The sequence below is a fragment of the Streptococcus sp. 17.1 genome (assembly GCF_016648655.1).
GTDB lineage: Bacteria > Bacillota > Bacilli > Lactobacillales > Streptococcaceae > Streptococcus > Streptococcus salivarius_E.
The window spans coordinates 1-21053 of the sequence record NZ_JACLQM010000017.1 but is presented as its reverse complement, the minus strand read 5'-3'; the positions used below and the strand labels follow the sequence as shown (position 1 = coordinate 21053).

General features: G+C 38.4%; 23 protein-coding genes and 2 pseudogenes. 9 read left to right on the top strand and 16 right to left on the bottom strand.

Features of this window, described 5'->3' with window-relative positions; genetic code table 11:
* Positions 1 to 60: 60 nt before the first annotated feature.
* From H7T99_RS08965 to H7T99_RS08945, 5 genes and pseudogenes are all read left to right on the top strand, one after another.
* On the top strand, positions 61 to 810 hold the full coding sequence (locus H7T99_RS08965) for an MBL fold metallo-hydrolase (RefSeq protein WP_037602329.1): 750 nt from the start codon (positions 61 to 63) through the stop codon (positions 808 to 810).
* Positions 811 to 913: 103 nt separating this feature from the next.
* Positions 914 to 1477 (top strand): sugar O-acetyltransferase, encoded by a 564-nt coding sequence (locus H7T99_RS08960; protein WP_002886933.1) that lies wholly within the window; start codon positions 914 to 916, stop codon positions 1475 to 1477.
* A 122-nt stretch (positions 1478 to 1599) separates the two neighbouring features.
* Complete coding sequence (locus tag H7T99_RS08955) at positions 1600 to 2010, top strand: MarR family winged helix-turn-helix transcriptional regulator (RefSeq protein ID WP_037602327.1); 411 nt, start codon at positions 1600 to 1602, stop codon at positions 2008 to 2010.
* A 25-nt stretch (positions 2011 to 2035) separates the two neighbouring features.
* Complete coding sequence (locus tag H7T99_RS08950; protein WP_037602325.1) at positions 2036 to 3421, top strand: MFS transporter; 1386 nt, start codon at positions 2036 to 2038, stop codon at positions 3419 to 3421.
* A 166-nt stretch (positions 3422 to 3587) separates the two neighbouring features.
* Positions 3588 to 4250 (top strand): annotated as a pseudogene (locus H7T99_RS08945) (type II CAAX prenyl endopeptidase Rce1 family protein); the annotation flags it as partial.
* A gap of 266 nt (positions 4251 to 4516) precedes the next feature.
* Here H7T99_RS08945 and H7T99_RS08940 read toward each other — a convergent pair.
* The 14 genes from H7T99_RS08940 to H7T99_RS08875 all read right to left on the bottom strand — a co-directional run bounded on the left by H7T99_RS08940 (position 4517) and on the right by H7T99_RS08875 (position 11415).
* The gene (locus H7T99_RS08940; protein WP_037602323.1) at positions 4517 to 4705 is read right to left on the bottom strand and encodes a hypothetical protein; all 189 of its coding nucleotides are present in this window, start codon (positions 4703 to 4705) and stop codon (positions 4517 to 4519) included.
* Between the two features lie 448 nt (positions 4706 to 5153).
* Entirely contained in the window at positions 5154 to 5663 is a 510-nt protein-coding gene (locus tag H7T99_RS08935; protein WP_230578919.1) for a hypothetical protein, read from the bottom strand.
* 37 nt (positions 5664 to 5700) lie between these two features.
* Positions 5701 to 6120: an ArpU family phage packaging/lysis transcriptional regulator gene (locus H7T99_RS08930; RefSeq protein WP_037602319.1), complete on the bottom strand. Its 420-nt coding sequence runs from the start codon at positions 6118 to 6120 to the stop codon at positions 5701 to 5703.
* An 84-nt stretch (positions 6121 to 6204) separates the two neighbouring features.
* A complete protein-coding gene (locus H7T99_RS08925; protein WP_051677059.1) occupies positions 6205 to 6822 on the bottom strand; it encodes a hypothetical protein in 618 nt (205 codons plus the stop codon).
* Between the two features lie 96 nt (positions 6823 to 6918).
* Entirely contained in the window at positions 6919 to 7071 is a 153-nt protein-coding gene (locus H7T99_RS08920) for a hypothetical protein (RefSeq protein ID WP_155267065.1), read from the bottom strand.
* A gap of 53 nt (positions 7072 to 7124) precedes the next feature.
* Complete coding sequence (locus tag H7T99_RS08915; RefSeq protein WP_037602317.1) at positions 7125 to 7772, bottom strand: ArpU family phage packaging/lysis transcriptional regulator; 648 nt, start codon at positions 7770 to 7772, stop codon at positions 7125 to 7127.
* A gap of 16 nt (positions 7773 to 7788) precedes the next feature.
* Positions 7789 to 8670, bottom strand: coding sequence for an ATP-binding protein (locus H7T99_RS08910; protein WP_051677057.1), 882 nt, complete (start codon positions 8668 to 8670; stop codon positions 7789 to 7791).
* 12 nt (positions 8671 to 8682) lie between these two features.
* Positions 8683 to 9471: a DnaD domain-containing protein gene (locus H7T99_RS08905; RefSeq protein WP_051677055.1), complete on the bottom strand. Its 789-nt coding sequence runs from the start codon at positions 9469 to 9471 to the stop codon at positions 8683 to 8685.
* A complete protein-coding gene (locus tag H7T99_RS08900; RefSeq protein ID WP_037602315.1) occupies positions 9458 to 9742 on the bottom strand; it encodes a MerR family transcriptional regulator in 285 nt (94 codons plus the stop codon). The genes H7T99_RS08905 and H7T99_RS08900 overlap by 14 nt, the downstream gene beginning before the upstream one ends.
* Before the next feature lies 1 nt (position 9743).
* Positions 9744 to 10085, bottom strand: a complete 342-nt coding sequence (locus H7T99_RS08895; protein ID WP_230578918.1) for an HTH domain-containing protein — start codon at positions 10083 to 10085, stop codon at positions 9744 to 9746.
* Positions 10086 to 10119: 34 nt separating this feature from the next.
* Positions 10120 to 10398 (bottom strand): hypothetical protein, encoded by a 279-nt coding sequence (locus H7T99_RS08890; RefSeq protein WP_037602313.1) that lies wholly within the window; start codon positions 10396 to 10398, stop codon positions 10120 to 10122.
* 11 nt (positions 10399 to 10409) lie between these two features.
* Positions 10410 to 10616, bottom strand: coding sequence for a hypothetical protein (locus H7T99_RS08885; RefSeq protein ID WP_037602310.1), 207 nt, complete (start codon positions 10614 to 10616; stop codon positions 10410 to 10412).
* A gap of 3 nt (positions 10617 to 10619) precedes the next feature.
* The gene (locus H7T99_RS08880) at positions 10620 to 10919 is read right to left on the bottom strand and encodes a hypothetical protein (RefSeq protein WP_037602308.1); all 300 of its coding nucleotides are present in this window, start codon (positions 10917 to 10919) and stop codon (positions 10620 to 10622) included.
* A gap of 310 nt (positions 10920 to 11229) precedes the next feature.
* Positions 11230 to 11415: a hypothetical protein gene (locus tag H7T99_RS08875; protein WP_037602306.1), complete on the bottom strand. Its 186-nt coding sequence runs from the start codon at positions 11413 to 11415 to the stop codon at positions 11230 to 11232.
* 133 nt (positions 11416 to 11548) lie between these two features.
* Here H7T99_RS08875 and H7T99_RS08870 point away from each other — a divergent pair, with 133 nt between their 5' ends.
* The 4 genes and pseudogenes from H7T99_RS08870 (at position 11549) to H7T99_RS08855 (ending at position 14933) form a co-directional block, all read left to right on the top strand.
* Positions 11549 to 12178, top strand: coding sequence for a helix-turn-helix transcriptional regulator (locus tag H7T99_RS08870; RefSeq protein WP_051677053.1), 630 nt, complete (start codon positions 11549 to 11551; stop codon positions 12176 to 12178).
* A gap of 179 nt (positions 12179 to 12357) precedes the next feature.
* Entirely contained in the window at positions 12358 to 13524 is a 1167-nt protein-coding gene (locus H7T99_RS08865; RefSeq protein ID WP_037602304.1) for a tyrosine-type recombinase/integrase, read from the top strand.
* 97 nt (positions 13525 to 13621) lie between these two features.
* Positions 13622 to 13738, top strand: a pseudogene (locus H7T99_RS08860) (CPBP family intramembrane glutamate endopeptidase); the annotation flags it as partial.
* Positions 13739 to 13919: 181 nt separating this feature from the next.
* Complete coding sequence (locus H7T99_RS08855) at positions 13920 to 14933, top strand: hypothetical protein (RefSeq protein ID WP_037602302.1); 1014 nt, start codon at positions 13920 to 13922, stop codon at positions 14931 to 14933.
* Between the two features lie 109 nt (positions 14934 to 15042).
* On the opposite strand, the gene H7T99_RS08850 is transcribed toward H7T99_RS08855, so the two are convergent.
* Together H7T99_RS08850 and H7T99_RS08845 are read right to left on the bottom strand one after the other, a co-directional pair.
* A complete protein-coding gene (locus tag H7T99_RS08850; protein WP_037602299.1) occupies positions 15043 to 17568 on the bottom strand; it encodes a glucosyl transferase in 2526 nt (841 codons plus the stop codon).
* Positions 17569 to 17948: 380 nt separating this feature from the next.
* On the bottom strand, positions 17949 to 20810 hold the full coding sequence (locus H7T99_RS08845; protein WP_037602298.1) for a glucosyl transferase: 2862 nt from the start codon (positions 20808 to 20810) through the stop codon (positions 17949 to 17951).
* Between the last annotated feature and the right edge of the window lie 243 nt (positions 20811 to 21053).

The window sequence follows — 21053 nt, the reverse complement described above, 5'->3', positions numbered from 1 at the left end:
TCATTCCATTATTGTTAATGACTGGTTTTTCAATTCATGGTCGTTATAAAAAGAGGTACTATGTCTATTTCGTTTACTTATTGTGGCGTTGCATGTGGCGTCATTTCCATTGATAATCAATTTCATATTGGAATTGATCCTGACTTATCTCCTAAGGGAACTTTAGTTCAGTTTAAAGGATTTATCTCCGAGAAACAAACTCATGTTCATAAGGATGAGTCTCTTCTTAGCAAAGTTGATGTATGGCTAATTACTCATGGGCATCAAGATCATTTGGAAGATGTAGGGAAAGATTATCTGAAAGAGAAGACGGTCATTTCTCCTAATAGGAAAATTTTAGATGGGGTGCCATGTTTAAATAATAGTGTTTTAAGATGGGGAGAAGAACAAGCATTTCAAGTCGCTGACTACTGTATCACCATAAAAGCATTACCGGCTTATCATGCCAGTAATTACATCATGCGAAAGATAGTTGGTAAGGTAAATGGCTATCAACTAACAATCGCCAGTTCGTCAGAAACTAAAGTTATTTATTTTACCGGTGATACTGTTTTGTACCCAGACTTAATCCAAATTGTCCCTAAAAATATAGATGCTATTTTTGCTAATTTAGGTGCTGTAAAATCAGGTTCTTTTGGTGGCCCATTTACCATGGACTTAAAAATGTTAAACCGAATGAATGATCTCCTTCAACCTAAAAGGATTTATCCCATTCATATTGATGACTATAGTCATTACAAGACAACTAAAAAAGAAGTTGAAGCAGCAGGTTATAGGGTTTTAGCTGTTGGTGAGACCATCGATATATAATTAAGGGGAATGAATATTTTACTTGCTTTTGTATGGGAGTTTCGCTTGTGGTAACATCACTTCTATACTACAATATAGGAGAAGAAGCAAAAAGGAGTATGCCATGCCAACTGAATATGAAAAAATGATTGCAGGTGACTTTTATAAACCAAGCGATCCTGAGTTACGTGCTCTAGCGGCCAGCTCAAGAGAAAAACAATGGGCCTTTAATGCTGAACCTGATCGCCTCAAGAGGGCAGAGATTGTCAAATCTTGGTTTGGTTCGACTGGTGAAAATGTTGCCATGAATCCTCAGTTCGTTACGGATTACGGTGTTAATATCCATATTGGTGAAAATTTCTATTCCAACTGGAATTTGACTATGCTGGATATCTGTCCTATCACGATTGGTGACAATGCCATGATTGGCCCTAATTGTCAGTTTTTGACGCCCTTGCATCCGCTTGATCCAACCGAGCGTAATTCAGGCATTGAATATGGTGCTCCAATTACGATCGGTGATAATTTCTGGGCCGGTGGAGGCGTGACTATCCTCCCAGGAGTGACCTTAGGGGATAATGTAGTTGCTGGAGCAGGAGCCGTGGTAACCAAGTCCTTCGGTGACAATGTGGTTCTAGGTGGGAATCCGGCGCGTGTAATTAAGGAAATTCCTGTAAAGAAAGACTAAATATAGCAACTCAAGGATTCTAGGTCCTTGAGTTTTCTATTTTTTGAAAGAATCTATTGACTTGAGCTAATAATTCTTCTATACTGCTAGTTAGCTAACAATATAGTTAAGGAGTCATTTTTTTGGACCATTTTGGACGCTTGTTAAAACAAGCCAATAATAATATGATGCGTCATTTTGACCAGTTTGCTAGGCAGTATGACTTGACTGGAAATCAGATGGCTGTCATTGATTTTATAACCAATTATGCGGATCAAGAAGTCTTTCAACGTGACATTGAGCACGAATTTGAAATTCAGCGTTCGACAACGACAGTGCTCTTACAGCGAATGGAGAAGAAAGGCTTGATTGAACGCCACACATCTTCAAAAGATGCAAGGCAAAAGGCGGTTGTTCTCACGGATAAAGCCCTTAGTATCGCTTCTGCCTGTCAATCTTATCTTCGAAAAGAGGAAGAAGAGTTTGCCCAGCAATTTTCAGCTAAAGAGAGAGAAGTCTTTCTCAAAATCTTACAACACTACCGTAATATTTAAGTTTATATAGGAGGAACAAATACTTATGTCAGACAAAAAAATCTCCACCAAGGTCCTGTGTGCCATCTTTGCGACAGGAATCCTTTCATTTTGTGGAGTAGCTGGTGAAACAGCTATGAACATCACCTTTCCCGTATTGATGAAGGCATTCTCAGTCAATACGTCAACCGTCCAGTGGGTTACAACCATTTATCTCCTAGTGGTCGCTTGTGTGGTTCCCTTATCTGCCTATCTCAAGCGCTCGTTTAAGATGAAAACCATCTTTCTGGTCGCAAACCTTTTGTCTATTTTAGGTGTCCTCATCGACTTTATAGCGCCTAGTTTCGGCTTTGTTGTTTTGGGACGATTGGTTCAAGGGATGGGTGTTGGTTTTGCTCTACCTCTCATGTTTAACATCATTTTGGAGCAGGTACCAAGTCGTAAGATTGGTCTCATGATGGGAGTTGGGACACTGATTACAGCCGTTGCTCCAGCCATTGGACCAACTGTTGGTGGTCTCTTGACAGCACACTTTGGTTGGCGTTCTATCTTCCTCGTCCAGTTTCCTATTCTCTTGGCTTCACTGATTGCAGGGCTTCGCTCGATTGAGCAAAAGAGTGAGGTGCAACGTGAATCTTTAGATTTCCTCAGTCTACTAGCTACCATCTTTCTTTTCTTGGGCTTGATTTTAGGCATTCATGGGGTTGCTGATCATGCTTTCGTTAGTTTCTCAGTTCTTGGATGGCTTTTGATTGGTATCTTAGGTCTTGTCCTTTTGATTTGGCGTTCAACAACATTGGACAAGCCTATTATCAACCTCTCTATTTTGAAAAATCATAAACTGACAGGTCATATCATCGCTTTCTTCTCTTTCCAATTGGGATCCCTTGCGATGAGTTTCCTCCTACCAAACTATGTGCAATTGGTTAACCACTCGAATACAACTTCTGCAGCTTTAATGTTGCTTCCAGGTGCTATTATCGGTGCAGGATTCGCTCCATTCTCAGGTATCATTTTAGATAAGATGGGAGCTCGTAAACCGATTCTGATTGGAGCAATCCTTATCGTACTCGCTCAGTTGTTATTTAGCTTGTTTGGTCTCTCTCTTTCCAATACGTTTATCCTCGTTTTTTACATGATTTTCATGACGGGGCTTGGCGTTTCCTTTGGTAATGTCATGACCAATGGGCAGAAACAACTGTCGCTAGATCAACGTGCTGATGCCAATGCCATCTTTAACACGCTCCAACAATTTGCAGGAGCAGTGGGAACAACCCTAGCATCTCTAATTGTTGCTATGAGTCAAGCTAATCACAAGGTTGACTTTGCACAAGCAACGGCTCAAGGTAGTCGAAATGGCTTTATGGTCTTATTTGCTCTAGCCATTTTCCAACTCCTTGTCTTAGTTAGCGTAGTCAAAAAGAATGATTAATAAGGCGTTTGAAGCAAAGGAAACATGCTTTCCCTTGCTTTTTCTTTCCTTAAATGAAATACTAATCTTACTGCAAATTTTAGTGTTACTTTAAGGTTTATGACTTATAATAACCTTAAAGAATTAACCAGTCTTCGATGAAGATACTAGAAGGAAGGGAAGGCCCATGTCTTTACTTAAGAAAATTCATCCTGAGCAGTCGCTCAAGGAACTGAGATGGTTTGATATCGCTATTGTTACGCTGATTATGTTTGGTCAGTTTATTGTGCGTTCGACACAAATGTATTTGGCGAGTTTGACTCCAAGCCTTTCCACGGCAGTCAGTGAGACAGCAACGAATACAGCCAGTGAAGGAGCAGCTTACTCAAGCAATTTTACCTTGCAGATTATTCTCCTAGCCTTAGCGATTATTTATCTCTGGATACGTCATTTTGACTTTAAACAACTGCCAATCCGTCTAAAGTGGTCTGTTCTCTTTTGGGTACCCTTTATTTTCGCTATCATGGGTTTATTTGCTGATATGGTAAGTACTTTGTCAGGACAATATAATTATTTTAGTCCTCAAGTTCTAGCCTTTATTAGCCCTATGGCTGTGATTGATAAGTTTATGGCTTTGTCACCTATGGCGATTGCTTATGGGTTGCTCAACGGTTTCTACGAGGAATTTTTCTTCCTAGGACTCTTGACCTCGGTTAAGGACAAGTATAAGTGGTTGGTCTTGCTCTTTTCAACCATTGTTCGTGTGTCTTTCCATACCTATCAGGGCATGCTATGGGCTCTGGTTATCGGGGTTGTCTTTGGTCTCCTCTATTATTACCTTTATGAATATCCATCCCTTTTTCATAGGGTTTATTAGAGTGATAGAAAAGCCGTTTTGTGAGCTAATCTAGTAATTTATACTCCACAAGTTGCCCTTTGCTAACTTCCGAGGTAAGCAAAAAGGAAAGCAAAAAAATACCCGTTAGGGTATCAATCAATTTATTAAGTTTAGTAATCAAGAGAAGTCGCCCCTAATCGTTCAACGTCGAACGATTTAAGGCATCAATCAATTTACGAGTTTAGCAGGCAAGGAACTAGCACCAGCAAGGTGCTTTTTTAGTTGTCTCCGCCTAGTTCTTTTATTATATCCGATACCTTTTCTAAACTCAATGTTTCGTGTGGCTCAACTCTTTCACCGTCTAAAACGTAGTCATGGATCTTACCATTCTTTCGAACAATCTGGATAGTATCACCTTTAATAAAACCCTTGTCCATAGCCTCTTTAAATTCATCATAAGTTATCATTTTGTTACCTCGCTTACAAGTTTGTCCAACGGTTGGACAAAACGGAAGAAAAAGTTTTTTCTAAAACAACCTCCTTTTATATTCTATTCGTAAAAGGTTGAAAAAACATAAAAAAAGATATTTTTATTTCGAGAATAATCGGATAAAGTAGCAGATAGTTAAATACCCCTCTAATTCGTCTTTTAAACCACCTTATATCTATTTCAAGGTAAATATACTAGAGATTACTTAAAATTGATGTACGGGCGTTTTAGAGGGGTATAAGAACGTTTTACAATCTATGACAAAGAGTAACTAGAAAAATTGAGGACGTACACAAATTTAATAACCTTTTCCAAATTCGACCACGGGGTCTAATTTAAGAACTTTATCAAACATGACAACGTTGTCACATTAAGAGTGTTCCCCAATTCCTCGACGTTGGTAAATTTCGAAACGTTACGAAATATCAAGATTTTAACAAGCGACTTGCTCCATTTAACCATAAGTCCTCACCTTTTCGCCAATATTGATAATACTTAGCTCTATGCTTGTAATAGGTTTTCCAGTGCATCCTTTTGGGTTTATCGGGAAAATCGGGTGTTAAGTAGTCCTTTGCCTCGTATTCAGGCACTATCTTTTGAGCTTCCTTAACTGCCTGCTCCCAGTAATAGACACAGTCGGTCTTGCTTCGGTTTACTGTTCTATTATGCAATCCTAGACACTTACGACATGACAAGGCCTCACGATGCCAATATAAGCTATTTCTAGCCTCTCCACAGTTAGGGCAATATAAATAATAGCGATAGCCTCCATAGTTTAATGACTGCCGTTTTAGGGGCGTTTCTTGACCGTTGTAAAGCATGGTCAACTTATCCAAGTCTAGCCATACCCTAGCTTTGCCGTGTGCTATCTTTGCCTTGGTTAGGTTGCTAGCTTTGAGAACGTCTATAAACGCTTTTAATTCAATTTCTATCACTTTGACACCTCGCCTTATATATGAGCAACCCAACTATTCAAGCAAAAGTAACCAGTTCGCCATTACGATAATTTTCAGCAAAAGCTAGACAAGCTTCGTTAACCAGCTCTTGAAATTTTGTCTTTGCATAGCCCAATTCTTGAGCAATAACCCAGTTTGGTGCTGGTGTGGATTGTAAGAAGCGGCGATAGATAATAACTCTATAACGTTCATCGATGATGTTTCTGTGTGCTTCCTCGATAGCTTCCAGCTCATTCATGGCATCTATTCGTCTTACTGCCAGTGTTTCAACAATGTTGCTGCGGTTATAACTCTTAGAACGTGGCTCAAAGGTATAATTTGCCGTTATACGTTGCTCAGCACTATCACGCGCAACCTCTCGCCAACGTGGGTATTCACGTAGCTTCTTTTTAACATTCTTAATCGTCTGCTTTTCGTTGATTGCCATTAGTTCCATGATCTATCCTCCAGTTTATCCTAGTCAAAAGCGCCTAGATAAAACTAAGCGCTCTTTATTTGTTGGTTGCGGTTGTTAGACTTGTCAAAGTCCTAGAGCCGTGTCAAAGTGTTTTGAGTATTCTTCCAGTGCCTTGGTCATTTCATCCGTAGAAAGTATCAAGGTAAAGGATAGGTCACTAGCTGCCCCGTAAGCATCATTGATAGATGTATCATGATAGCTTTTAGCGTACTGTTTGAATAGTTGTAGCAAGTTGCTTAGTCTATCTTCTTTCAAGACATATTCAGGCAATGAGATACCGTTATTAAAGGCAATTTCATGCAATTTCTTGATAGCTAACGGATTGCGTTTGTATTTTTCGAGGTAGCTTAGTAGTTCTTTTTCTGTGACTTTTGTTTGTCCTAACAAAGTCAATTCTGCGAGGTTATCAGCGGTTACAGTTTCATAACCTGCTTTGATAGCATCAAGCTCTTTCTGCTCGATAGCCTCAATCTTAGAAATGATACTATTGTACTCTGTATCAGAATAATTCTTAGCAGCTTTTGCGATATCTTCCAAGCGTAAGTTAGCCTCGGTCTGATACATTTCGTTATTCTTGACCTTTTCAGCTAGCTCTTTCTGCTTGTTACTGTATTCTTCAATTTGTTCCTGCTTACGTTTACCAAAGTTGTCAATTTGTGTTTTAATTTCAGTTAAAGTCATTTTTTAAAAAATCCTCTTTTCATTTAGATAATTAGACAAAAAAACTAGAGACACCCCAAAAGATACTTGTCTTTCAGTGTGCCTCTAGTTTTCTAGTCAGCGACTATATTTAATTTTTGTGGTTGTATCAGCGCTAATAACTTGACCATCGACTACAGTCACTAATATACTACCATATTTTGGGAGTTGTTGTCTAACCATAACACCGTTACTATAAAAATAAATATAATCTTTGTCATTATTTTCCATGTTTTACCTCTTTCCATTATTAGTAAATGCTTTATTATCAAGGTTTAGCGCCGTTATAACAAAGCTAATAGTTTTCCGTTTTTATAGATTGCTGCGAACTCCAGTAGTGCATCGTCAAGATCACGATAAAAGGCACTTTCAGAACGTCCTAAGTCGTAATAGAGTTCTATGTTACTTTTCTTGATTGGTATGCAGTATTTTTTAACTAAGATTGTCTTTAGTTTCTGGGGTTGAATTTTTTCGATTGCCTCTCTCATGCAGTCCCGTTCTAGCTCAGCGATGAATTTTCTGTTTTGTCGAGTATTTTCAAGAACTGAAATGTCGGTGTTTAAGGCGTTATTACTTGTTCTATTCGTGTTAGGAACGTAGGGGCTGCCTGCTATCCTTTCCATACGTCTATAAACATTAAGCAGACTTTTAGCATTGTTTATAGTTTGCCGTTTATCAAGCTCAGCGCTTAATGCTCTGGCCTTATTAAAATCTTTAACGCCATTACATATACGCTCAAAAGCGTTGTCAAGGCTTTGTTCTGCCTCATATTCAACGCTTAGCATATACTTTTTAGATCTTGGGGTACTGTTTTTTAACGTGATACTAATTATTGGTTGCTCATACAAGCCCGATATAAAGCCATGAATGGCAGTAGCGGCAGTGTCTGCTTGATAGTAGTCAGCGAGCTCTTTCGAGAAAGTAAAGGTCATTTAAGCACCTCTCTTTCTATCGTTTCTGTTTCAAGGCGCTAATATTATAGCGTTTATCTTTGATGCCAAAGACCTTGAAAGTGTTACCGTCAAGCCCTTTTAAAATACGGCTTGTGTTACGCTCATTATAAACCTTTCTAAGCTCATCACCGCTTAGATTAGTGTTGATGATCGTAGTATCTCTATTATTGAGAATATCAAACAGAAAATCTTGCTCCCAGTCTCCTTTGGGCTTAATCTCAGCGTTCTTTGCGCCTAGGTCATCCAGTATCAGATAATCAACGCTTGTCATAAGGTTTAACGCCTCATGCTCTGTTAAGCTAGCATGGCGGCCATAATTCCAACCGTTTTTTATCTCCTTGATGATTTCCGTAAGGCTGATAAACAAGACACTCTTAGGCTCATTCTTAGCCCGATAGCCCTCGTTAATCGCTTTGGCCATAGCATAAGATAGGTGGCTCTTTCCTACCCCAGTACTGCCCGTTATAAGCGTATTTCCTGCCATGCCGTCAAGGTACTTTTGGGCTTGCCCCTTAGCAAAGGCTAAGAGTTCCTTTTCCTCTGGGGTTTCAGCAATAAAGTTATCAAAGGTTGCTGTCTTCAGCTCCTTTGGAACAGTGCTTTTGCTCTCCAGAATGTTATAGGTTTTGAGATATAAGCCTTGGTTTTGGCTTTTCTCAATCTCTGACAGTTCCTTTTGAGAAATGCCCTCTTTGACACAAACGGGACAATAAGGCTTTGGAAGTCGAGGTTTATTCTCGCCTGCAATTAAAACCGCTTTATTAAGCTGCTGATAATGGACGTTGTGGACTGGACAAACTTCATCCAGTGTTATCACTCTTTTAGATATTTCTTGATAATTAGGCTTTTCAATAGCCGTTTCTGTTTCTTTAGTCATAGATACCTCTTTCTAAAATGGCAGTGGTGGAAAGTTACTTGTCAGCGTGTCTTCCTCAGTCTTTTTGTTGCGGTTAGCTTTCGAGTTGCGAACTAATTCAACGGTTAGTAAGTTATCTTGCTTCCAACGTGTAAGAATGGCCTTGATATATGCAAAGTTTACCTTGCCTTGGTTGACGGCTTCTTTTAGTGCCTCATAGATCAAGTCAGCGTTAAACTCATCTAGCATATAGCCTAGCTCTTGTTGTTGGATTGCTGATAAAGGTCGCCCGCTTTCTTGTTCAAAGCTATTATAGAGATTGATAAACTCTTGGCTAAAAATAGGGGCGGTGGTAGTGGTGGTTTTTTCTTCTTGAGTTTCCTTACTACTACCCTTACTTACCTTACCTTTACTTATATTATCTTTACTTATATTGGGTTTACCAGCGGTTTCCGTTTGGTTTACCAGTGGTTTACCAGTCGTGTCATCGCTATCTGTTATAAGGTTTTCAGCGTTTTGCTCTAGCAGGTCTTTATAAATGCTAGGAGTGTATCTGTCTTTTCTAACGGTGTTTTGTTCGTAAAAGTCAACAACAAAATAAACCATTTCTTCGTTAAGAGGCTTCACAAACCTTTTTACAACTAGAAGCCCCAAATTATCCTCGCTAGCTCCTATCATTCTGATAATAGGGTATGCTTCCACCACCCCGTCATCATCACAATTTTGTATAAGGTGAAAATAAAGGGCTTGAGCTTCCAAGGGCAAGCGTAAGAAACGCTGTGTTTGGGTGACGGTTTTACTTATCATTCTACGGTTTCCCATTATTTTCTACCCCCAAAAATGCTAAAATGTCACTGATACGATAATACACTTTGCGGCTATCCTCTACGGGTGGTTGGTAGCGTTTAAGTCCTGCTTCCTCCCAACGTCTTAGAGTGTTGTATTTAAGACCTAGTTCATCCATAGCTTGCTGGGCAGTCATTAGCCCTAACTGTTTGTTATCATACTTAGAACGGGCTTTAATGGCGTTTTCTACGATACTGACAACGCCTTGAGCTAGTTCGTACTGATATTCATCGCTTAAAACGTGCATATTATCCCCTTTCTAGCAATGTTTCATATTCGTTCAAGTCTTCAATAGCTACTAAAGAGGTAAGCCGTTTTAATTCTCGTCTGACTTGACTTTCAAGAGGTTTAAGACCGTTTAATAGTTCCTCTTTAGTCTCAGCAATGAAATAACCTCTACGCATGCCACTCCTTTCACCAACGATAGGAACGTTATGTTTAGTTGATAGGTTATGAATGGCTTGGTACACCTCTCTAGGGGAGATATTGGTAATAGTGGCAATTTCTCCACCAGTCGTAGCATTAGGACGGCCTTTCTTTAGAGTTGTTAAAACCGCTAGTTCATAGTTATTTAGTCTCAATTTTGTCAATAAATTGCCCCTTTCTTTCTGTATTGATACACGTTTAGGCTTCCTCAGCATTACCCTTTGAATAACTCTCAAAGCTCTTACAAATACGGTTAAACACTTTTGTAAGGTCTTCATCTTCCACGTACTCAATAAGCAGTGTATAGGCGTTGTTAGTCTCCTTTTTGCTGATTGTGGTCTTTACAGCCGCTTGCTCGTAAGTTCCGACCATATAACCGAGGATAGCGGTATTTGTTACTTTAGCATGATCCATAGTTTCAAAGTCATGTTTGAAAGTGAATGATTTAGCATTGTCGCTGAAAATTTTGAATTTCATAGTTATTCTCCTTAGTTGAAATAATTGCCTTGAGCTTGAATATAAGCCCCGTAGTGTGTACTTTCTTTGTGCGTAGTGTTATCTGTCACGGTATCAGTTTTAGGCTCTATATCAAGCTGAAAATAGCTTTTCTTGAGCCATAAAGCAGCAAGAGCTAGCGTTAAAACGATGAATAGGATAATAAACTGGGTAGCAGATAAATTTAATTCTGTGGCCATTGCTTACTCTCCTCTTTCCTCTGCCTCGTATGCTCGCAACTCCTCTGGGTTGTCACACTCGAGCAGATAAAAAGCAATTCTATCTAGCTCGTTAGAATAAATTTCTAACATATCAAAGACTGTTTCAAGAAATTTATCTGTTTCAAGACGTAGTAGCCCATTATCTGCCCCTGCGTGCTTTGCAATCATAAGAGTGTTATCGTGGTGGCGTAGTGCTTGCAAACCAGACATGACGCCATGTAATTTAAGACCTAGATTGTTAGACTGTTTAACCGTTAATGTATTTTCTTTTTTCTTTGTCATGTTATTACCTCAATTCATTTTTTTGCTGGTTATCTAGCTTGTTTGTTTTCTGTGATGCTTATCCATTTTTAAGAGATGGCCTCTAAGTAGACCTAAATTCTGCGACGTCGCAGAATTTGGAAGTTCGCTTTATCCATTTTTAAGAGGTGGCCTCTAAGTAGGGGTACACGATACCAGCAATCTATGATATAATTGAGGTATCAAATACAGATACTAAAAACCTTATTACGGCTTGCCTGCTGTAATTTCTTTTAGTAGTAGTGGTAAAAGGCTTGTGAGTTTGGCGACTGCTAAGCCTTTTTTGTTGCTCTTAATAATCTTCTGCTAGCCATTCCATGACTTTTTTATAGGTTGACGCTTTAACTTCACCCCCATTTTTTACTTTTTTAAGAGTAATAGGGTTAATACCAATGTTTTTGCTAGTTTCTTGGGATGTTAATTGTAAGTCAGCTTGCTTTCTTCTTACAGCCCTAGCTTGATTGTCACTAATTTTCATTTTTTCACCTCCTAACTGTAAAGAAAAGCTTTACACTATGTATGTTATAAATAATTTCTTTATTTGTCAAGGGTTTGTAATTAAAATCTTTACAATTTTTATTTCTCGGTTATAATAGTATTTGGGGTAAACTATGAATAATTTAAAAAAATTGAGACTTAAAAATAACTTATCTCAACAACAATTAGTTGATGAATTGAATAAAACTCTAGGAAAAGATGAGAAAACGTTCTCTAAAATGAATATTTCAAGTTGGGAAACTGGGAAATATCAAATAAAACCCGATAGAGCTGAAAAACTAGCCGATTATTTCGGTGTAGATGTTCCGTATTTGCTAGGTTATAGTGATAATCCTTTAGGCGCTTTAGATGATTTAGCAAAAGACTTAGATCAACACCTAAGTAAATCTGAAAAAGAAGATATAAAAAAACACCCAGAACTAACTCAACATTATCTAGCGTTAGCTTGGGATAGAATGCATCTTAATCCAGAAGATGTTAAACCAGTAAAAATCACTCCCCGTAAGCCTGCTTTAAGCGATGCAGAACTCATGAAATTGCCCAAAGAGGAAAGGCAAAAATATATAAAGGAGCAATTTGGAGATCTTGAGGCTCAAATAGCTAGTGTCAATGAGAAACTGTCAGAATTAAGTAAAATTTCTACCGAAAGCCTTGTTAAACTTTCTAGCGAACAACTTAATCGACTGACTACCGATTTAATTCAAGCATTAGCAAAGGTAAACGAGGTTAACAAGAATAACTAATCTAGTTTGCTTTCTCTAGCTTCATTCGAGCTTTATTCTTTGTTCGCTCATTGCTTGATTGTTCGTTTTGCGAACAAACGAAATTGTAATGACTGATATAACACTATCTCTTAAATATATAAACCACTCTAAAAACTTTATTACGGCTTGCCTGCTAATGTTTAGAAAGGTTTATCATTATGAAGATTAACGAGATAAAGAAAAAAGACGGCTCAACCGTCTATCGTGCTAATGTATATCTTGGCGTTGATGCAGTCACTGGCAAGAAAGTAACAACTAAAGTCACTGGCAGGACAAAGAAAGAACTCAAGACCAAAGCCCAACAAGCGCAATTTGATTTTAAAGCTAATGGATCAACACGCTATAAAGAAGCAGCAATAGAAACATACGAGGCGTTAGCCGCTTCATGGTGGGATAGCTACAAGAATACAGTTAAAGCTAACACAAGGAAGACACAAAAAGTGCTCTTAAACAACCATGTTTTACCGTTGTTTGGTGGTTTTAAATTGGATAAACTAACCACGCCTTTAATTCAGTCTATTATGAATAAGCTGGCAAACAATACAAATACTGGTGAAGTTGGCGCTTATCTTCATTACGACAAAATTCACACTCTTAACAAACGTATATTACAGTATGGAGTGATTTTACAAGTTATCCCTGCTAACCCAGCCGATAATGTTGTTTTGCCTAGAAACACTCAAAAGGATAAGAAAGCCAAAGTTAAGCATTTCAATAATGACGAGCTAAAACAATTTCTTACCTATCTTGATAGCTTGGATAACACTAAATATAATACTTATTATGATATCACGCTATATAAGTTCTTACTTGCTACGGGTTGCCGCATCAATGAAGCTCTAGCTCTTTCATGGTCTGATATTGACCTTGATAACTCGGTTGTGCATATAACAAAGACTTTAAACTGTGAAATGGAGTTAAACAGTCCAAAATCAAAATCTGGTTACCGAGATATCGACATAGATCAGCAAACCGCAACCATGCTTAAAAGATACCAACGCAAGCAAACTCAAGAGGCTTGGAAACTAGGTAGGACTGAAACAGTGGTATTCTCTGATTTCATCAAATCTTATCCAAGTTCTAAAGCAGCATCGGGCCGACTTAGGACGCATTTTAAAAAAGCAGGGGTAAATAATATAGGTTTCCACGGTTTCCGACATACTCATGCCAGTTTGCTCCTTAATTCGGGTATTCCTTATAAAGAGCTGCAGCATCGTCTAGGCCATTCCACTCTTTCAATGACTATGGACACATACAGTCACTTATCAAAAGAGAACGCTAAAAAAGCGACGTCATTTTATGAGCAAGCACTAAAATCTATCTAAAAGTAAGCAAAAAGGTAAGCAAATTAAAATTAGAATATAAACTAGCAGTCGCAAACCCTTTATTTTCAAGAGGTTTGCTTATTCTAATCAATAACAGTGGTATTACCTTTATAAATATAAGGTTAAAAACTTGCTTCCATTTTTCCTCGTTCATGCCTTAGCAGATATGTTTGGCTCAAGCCTTATCTATCTCTTGGTAAACTGGAATTATTAGGCAAACAACTCCCTTCGTTTAAGTACGAGGGGAGTTTTTGTGCTCAATTAACCCAAGAAAAACTCTAAACGACTAGCTGATTGTAATGATTATTGATTAGGAAATGATTTGATTTTTATTAAAAATATGAGATAATAGATTTGGACTAATTTTAAAACAGCAATTTTAGAGGGAGACAATGATGTCAAAACGACTATTTTCGGATGAGCCGAATGCCCCCAAACCCCTTAAGGAGCTTTTCTGGGAAAATGCAGAAAAAGCTCGAATGGGGGAATTTTGGAAAGACAAAAAGAGTTACAGAGAGCTCTCAGAGGCCACGGGGATTCCGGCAGGAAGCCTTCGGATGCTCTTTATGAACAAGCCTAAGGGAAATATCCCAAAGATTGTAACTATTACTAACGGTCTGGCCAAGGTGACTGAAAAAAACATTACACTTGGGAAGCTCTTAGCTCGAGACAATCAGCATGAGGTTTTTGAGTTTCCAAGAGATCCTGATCAGGTCACCCAAAACTTGTGGCACAACATTCGCAAGAAGCTGGAAATCACGGAAGATATGGATGAGGGAGAAGTCAGAGAACGTATGACAGCATTTGTAGTCTCATCTGGTATGGCTCAAACCAACTATGACCTGATCAATCAAAGAGGAACGGTTTCGCTTGATACTTTGGAAAAATTTTCTAAAAGACTTAGAGTTGAGCCTTATGAATTGTTGGCTACCATTAGACGAAGGGAGATTATTGATAGGGACGATTTCCCTGTTCCTAAGGAAAATGATAGCGACTACCACATCGATATTGGCAAGCTCAATACATTCATTAAATCACAACCTTACTCGCCCAACGGTCAAGAGGTAGCCTCTGCAAACTTAAGCCCACAGAATCTTTATCATTATTATTCAAAAGGAACTATCGGAGATATGCCCATAAAAACGGCCTATAAGTTTAAAAGACTTGTAGATATTTATGAAGCAGAATATGGTCCCCTTGAACCTTCAAGTCGAGTTTTAGATGTCAAGGAACTGGAAAGATTTCTTTATAATGGAATGATTACTGGTTATGCCATTGCTAAGACAGGGTTGATGAATGCGACCAATGGAAATCTCTATATTAAGGGCAAACGTCCTATCGAATCCATGCAACTGGATCGTGCCTTCGGTCTCTATAAACACCTAAAAAGACTAAAAAAGGACCAATAAATTCTTTACCTAACAAAAAGCCAAAATCAGCATGCTGATTTTGGCTTTTTGTTTGTTTTTTTATCTGTATGACTAGTAAGAATAATTTTAGTCAATTTTCGGACTTATTTTACAATTGCTTCGCACGTCCATTTTCATCAAAGTGATAAGTCACACTATTGATGGTACGTGTTTGGTTGGTTACGAGCTCACCAGAGTTTTCATCATAGTAACGAGTCCCCTTGTAGTCTGTAACGAAATTGCCCTTCACTTGCTTACCTTCATAATCAAAGTAGAGGTGTTGACCATTGATGACTTGATCAAAGAGGAGGGCCTTACCATCCTTACCGAAGTAGTACCAGTTGCCCTTCCAATTAACGAATTGGTTAGTTACCGCAGCACCTGTTTCAGCATCGAAGTAGTAGTAACTGTAGATTTTAGGTTCGATGATAGTACTACTAGATGTCCGAGGATATCTAGTAGACTCTTTTTGCTCAGGACTAAGCACTTTATCTTTTGCGAGATAACCAGTAACTAAGCTTGTAGACTCTGTATTATCGAGATAATAGAGTTTCCCATCGATTTCTTGAAGACCGAGAAGTTTATTACCATTTTCGTCAGTATAGTACCAATCGCCACCTACTTGATGGAATCCTTTTTCTCTGACTGCTGCTCCAGTAACCTCATCGTAGAAAGGTCCTGAACCGGAAGGCCCAAAAGTTCCTTGACGGGCTTGTCCATTTTCATAGAACGAATAGGTTACACCATTAATGGTATGAGAACCAGAAAGTGGTTTACCATCTTTATCATAATAGAAGAGCCCATTATCAGCACGAACAAATTGGTTCCGTGGGACTTCCTTCTGTTCACCGGTATCCTTATCATAGTAGTGGCCGTTTTTAACCACGTTTTTGAATTGTGTTCCGAGGTGGTCGTCAAAGTAGACAGAGACACCATCAATGGTATGAGCACCTTTTAGAATATTACCTTGCTTATCTGCATAGAACCACTTACCTCGACTTGTAAAGTAACGCCCCTTAACAAGTTCACCAGTATCCTTGTCATAATACTTAACTGGGGTACCAAAGACAACAAAGCTATCATAGAGAACATTAATGCCATCTTTATCCACAAAGTCATCTTTAGCTTGTATTCCAAATATCCTGTCGAAATGCACCTGAACACCATTGATGACGTGGTCCCCTTTAAGGATTTTTCCATTTGAACCGACATAATACCAATGGTTATTAATATTATGGTAACGATTCTTTTCGAGTGAGATTTTCGCACCAGAGTCTTTATCATAGTAGTAACCATCGTCTCCAAAATCACCTTTAACTTGTCGGCCATAATAAGAATCAAAGTAGACAGGAACATTATTTATGGTTTGTGAACCTTTTAATGGTTTGCCTTCAGCATCCACATAGTACCAATATTTGTCTACATTGACATAACGGTTGGTCACGAGTGCACCAGTTGAGGTATCATAGTATTTACCATTACCTCCAAAGTCACCTTTCACTTGAGCACCGGTCTTATTATCGAAATAGTACTCTTTACCATCAATAAGAGTAGCACCTTTCACGGGGGTACCTTTTGCGCCAATAAAGTAGTTTTTGTCTTTAACTGTTACGAATCGATTAGTTACTAGCTTACCAGTGTGTTCATCATAATAGCGGTTTTCCTTATCGAAATCACCTTTTATTTGAATACCATTTTCATCGAAATAGACCTGAGCCCCATTGATGATATGGCTACCCTTTATGATTTGTCCGCTATTATTGAGATAATACCATTTTCCTTTGATTTCAACAAAACGATTGGTTCCTAAATTAACGAAAACACCATCCTGATCGTAAAAGTGTCCATTAGGAGCAAAGCGATCAATGATTTGAGTACCGGATTTATCATCAAAGTATACTGATCTACGATTAATTCGATACTCACCGTACACGGGGTTCCCATTGTCATCTAGATAGTAACGTTCATATTGTTTCGTATCGTTGCTGTAGGTCACGATAAATTGATTTTTGAGAAGGGCACCGGAATCTTTATCATAGAAATTTAGTTTTTTAGCATTATTAGGATCCTTAGCAAAAACGCCTTTAGCTTGTATGCCATTTTCTTTATCGAAATAGACCTGAACGCCATCGATGGTTTGTGGTCCAGTCAGGTCATTACCATTGGCATCTCTGTAATGCCATTCACCGTTTTGGTCACTGTAATATTGACCACCTGTAACGTTTACGTCCTCATTGATAACAGGAGTTGTCATAGCGGTTTTACTAGTGTCACTGTCTCTTGTTGAAACGGCTTGTGCTTCAACGGTGGCTGTTTCAGTAGGTGCTTGACTTTCATTAGTGGTTGCAGAAGTTGTTCCTCTAGTATTTTCCGAACTTGCTAACTCTGGAGCACTTGTTGAACTTTCAGCAGAAGATATTGCTTCAATCCCCTTTGTTTCAACTAAGTCTGCTGTTGTTTCAACATTGGCTGTAACACTTGTTGTTGTGTCAATCTTGTGTGTTTCACCAGTAGTTACTTCATCCGCAAAAGCAGCTCCTGCAATAAGCGCAAAACTTGCAAGAGCAGTTGCACATGAGAATGCAATAAGATACTTTTTAGATGATTGATGTTTGACCTTATTATTTGTTTCCATAACAAATCCCCCCTTTTAATTTATATTATAATGCAATAAGAAAGCCTTTTCAACATTAAAATAAAAAGGTTTTCTTTTAATGTGGAGAGAGTGGATAAAAAGAAAAACATATATTTCTCTGAATATTGGGTGAGGTTTTCCCAGTTCTTAGTAATTCAAACAATTATCAAAAAACAAAAAAATCCAGGACTTGAGTCCTGGATTAGGAGATTATGAAAAAGAAAAGTTTTAGGATGGTTGTAGTATACAAAGCGATTCCTAAAGTTTTCTTAAAGTGGACAAAATTAATTTTCGTGGATTTTAAAAAGGAAGTTGAAATTAATCAACTTCCTCTAGTATAGATATCTGTGAGAAAAACTTAGTCTATTTTACTAAAATCCTTACAATTGCTTCGCACGTCCATTTTCATCAAAGTGATAAGTCACACCATTGATGGTACGTGTTTGGTTGGTTACAAGCTCACCAGAGTTTTCGTCATAATAACGAGTTCCCTTGTAGTCTGTAACGAAATCACCCTTCACTTGTTTACCTTCATAATCAAAGTAGAGGTGTTGACCATTGACGACTTGATCAAAGAGGAGGGCCTTACCATCCTTACCGAAGTAGTACCAGTGTCCATCTGCGTAGACGAATTGGTTAGTTACCGCAGCTCCAGTTTCGGCTTCGAAGTAGTAAGTTGGGTTGTCTTCTGCTCTATTTGGGAAGGAAATGTAAAATTTAGGTCTAACTAATTGTCCACGAACTTGTTCGTTTGTTTCGTATTTGTTCATTGGATTGTTGGAGAAGTAATATAATTTCCCATCGATTTCTTTAAAACCTTTTGCTTTTTTTCCGTTTTCCTCTAAATAGTACCAACGGCCATAAGATTTAACAAAACCAGTTTTTTTCACAGCTTCGCCAGTTTCGTCATCATAGTAAGGTGGCTGTTGGTATACGTTAAAGGAACCACGAAGAACTCTACCATATTGAGCAATATAGTAATCCTTCCCATCAATATTTATTTCCCCAGTTCGTCCATTACTGCTAAGGTAGTATAAATCGTCACCAATCTTAATAAACTGATCACGAGGGAGTTCTTTCCTTGCGCCACTATCTTTATCGTAGTAGTAACCATCAAGAACAGTATCTTTAGCTTGAACTCCATAAGAGTCAAAGTAAACGTGTACCCCATCAATGGTTTGTGAGCCTTTAAGGATATTACCTTCTGCATCTGCATAGTACCATTTACCATTATTGTTGAAGTATTGATTTTTTACAAGAGCGCCGGAATCTTTATCGTAGAATTTAACTGGGCTAGTGTAGGAGTTTGCTTTAACCACATACCCACTACTATCGGTAAATTCTCCTTTAATCTGATTGCCATAATATGGATCAAAGTGAACCTGTACCCCGTCGATGGTTTGTGAGCCTTTAAGGATTTTTCCTTCTCCATTAAGATAGTACCAGTTATCGTTGATGTAAACGTAGCGATTGGTACCAAGGTCTACTTTAGCACCAGAATCTTTGTCGTAGAAGTAGCCATCGTTACCAAAGACACCTTTGGCTTGTTTACCATCATAAGGGTCAAAGTATACAGGAACATTGTTAATGGTTTGAGATCCTTTAAGTCGTTTACCGTCATTGTCTACATAATACCAGTCTTTGTCGACTTGGACATAACTATTGATTACGAGAGCACCAGTGATTCCATCATAATATTTATCGTTAGTAGCGAAATTTCCTTTGACTTGGGCTCCGGTTTTCTCGTCAAAGAAGTATTCAGTGTTGTCAATGACTGTTGCTCCTTTGATAGCTTTGCTATCGGCTCCAATGAAGTAGGTCTTGTCATTAACGGTAACGAAACGATTAGTAACTAAATTTCCAGAGTCTTTATCGTGAAATTGATTTTTATAGTCAAAATCTCCTTTAACCTGTTTGCCACCATATTCAAAATAAACGTGAGCGCCGTCAATAGTTTGCTCACCTCTCAAGATTTTTCCATCTTCACCGACATAGTACCAGTTGCCTTTGACCTGAACATAACGATTGATACCAAGGTTGACACGATTACCGTCTTGATCGTAAAAGTAGCCATCGTCAGCAAAATTGTCGAAAACCTGGCTTCCCTCGTAGGTATCGAAGTAGACTTGTTTACCGTCAATTGTTTGAGGACCAGTTAACCGAATTCCTTGGTCGTTAACATAATAACGCTCAATTCGATGTTTGTAAGGATTGTAAGCGATAACATATTGATTGGTGGCAAGAGCACCAGTATCCTTATCGTAGTATCGAGATTTATTATCTTCCTCATCTTTAACAAAATAGCCTTTAGCCTGAATACCATTCTGATGGAAGTAGACCTTAACGCCATCGATGGTTTGTGGTCCCTTTAAAATAGCACCATCATTTCCAGCATAGTACCATTCCCCGTTTAATTCGAAATAGCGGTTTCTTCCGAAATCCACTTGCTTACCATATTTGTCATAATAACGGCCATCAGGAGCAAAATTATTTGTAATTAGTTCCCCGTGTTTATCAAAATAATTCCATGCTCCATTAATTTCTTTGGAACCAATTGCCTTATTACCATTTTCATCAACGTAATAGGTTCTACCATATTCTTCAACGAATTTATTAGTAACAAGAGCACCAGAATCTTTGTCATAATAGTGACCGTCCCAGCCAAATCCCCCTTTAACCTGAACACCGCCTGGATTGAAATAGACCTTAACGCCATCAATAGTTTGTGGTCCAGTTAGGTCTTTACCGCTAGCATCTTTGTAACGCCAGTAGCCGTATTCGTCTCTATAGTACTGACCACCGGTGACATTTGTTTCATTAGGTACTGAAGCTGTCTCGCTGGCAGCTCGGTCTGTAGTTACGGCTTCACGTGTTTGGCCTGCAACTGATTCTGTAGGAGTTTGGCTTTCGTTTGCAGTTGTTGAGGCAGTTTCACTGACAACTTCAGAGCTTGCAGCAGAAGTTGTGGCTTGTTCTGAGACATTTGTAGTGCTTTGAGTGGTGCCTAAATTTTCAGTAGTAGCAGGAGCTTCGACAACCTTAGTTTCTACGAGGTCTGCGGTAGTTTCCACATTTGCAGTGGTAGTAGCGTTCACATCAAGGTTTGATGAGTTATCAGCTTTAGCTTCCTCAGCGAAGGCAGGCTTTGCGATGAGGGCAAAACCTGCAAGAGCAGTTGCACATGAGAATGCAATCAGACGTTTTTTGGACTTAGGTCCAGTAAAATTAGAATGTACTTTCATACTTTTTCCTCCATTTCCTAAGTCCTATTATAGCGCTATTTTAGAGACTTTCAAGGAAATATAAGAAATTTAGATAAAAATAAGAAAACGATTACATAGAAAAGCGACTTATAAAGTAAATTTCACAATTTTAGCAGTCATAAGAGTTAAAAAAATCCAGGACCTGAGCCCTGGATTTAGGAGATTATGAAAAAGAAAAGTTTTAGGATGGTTATAGTATATAAAGCAAAGCCTAAAGTTTTC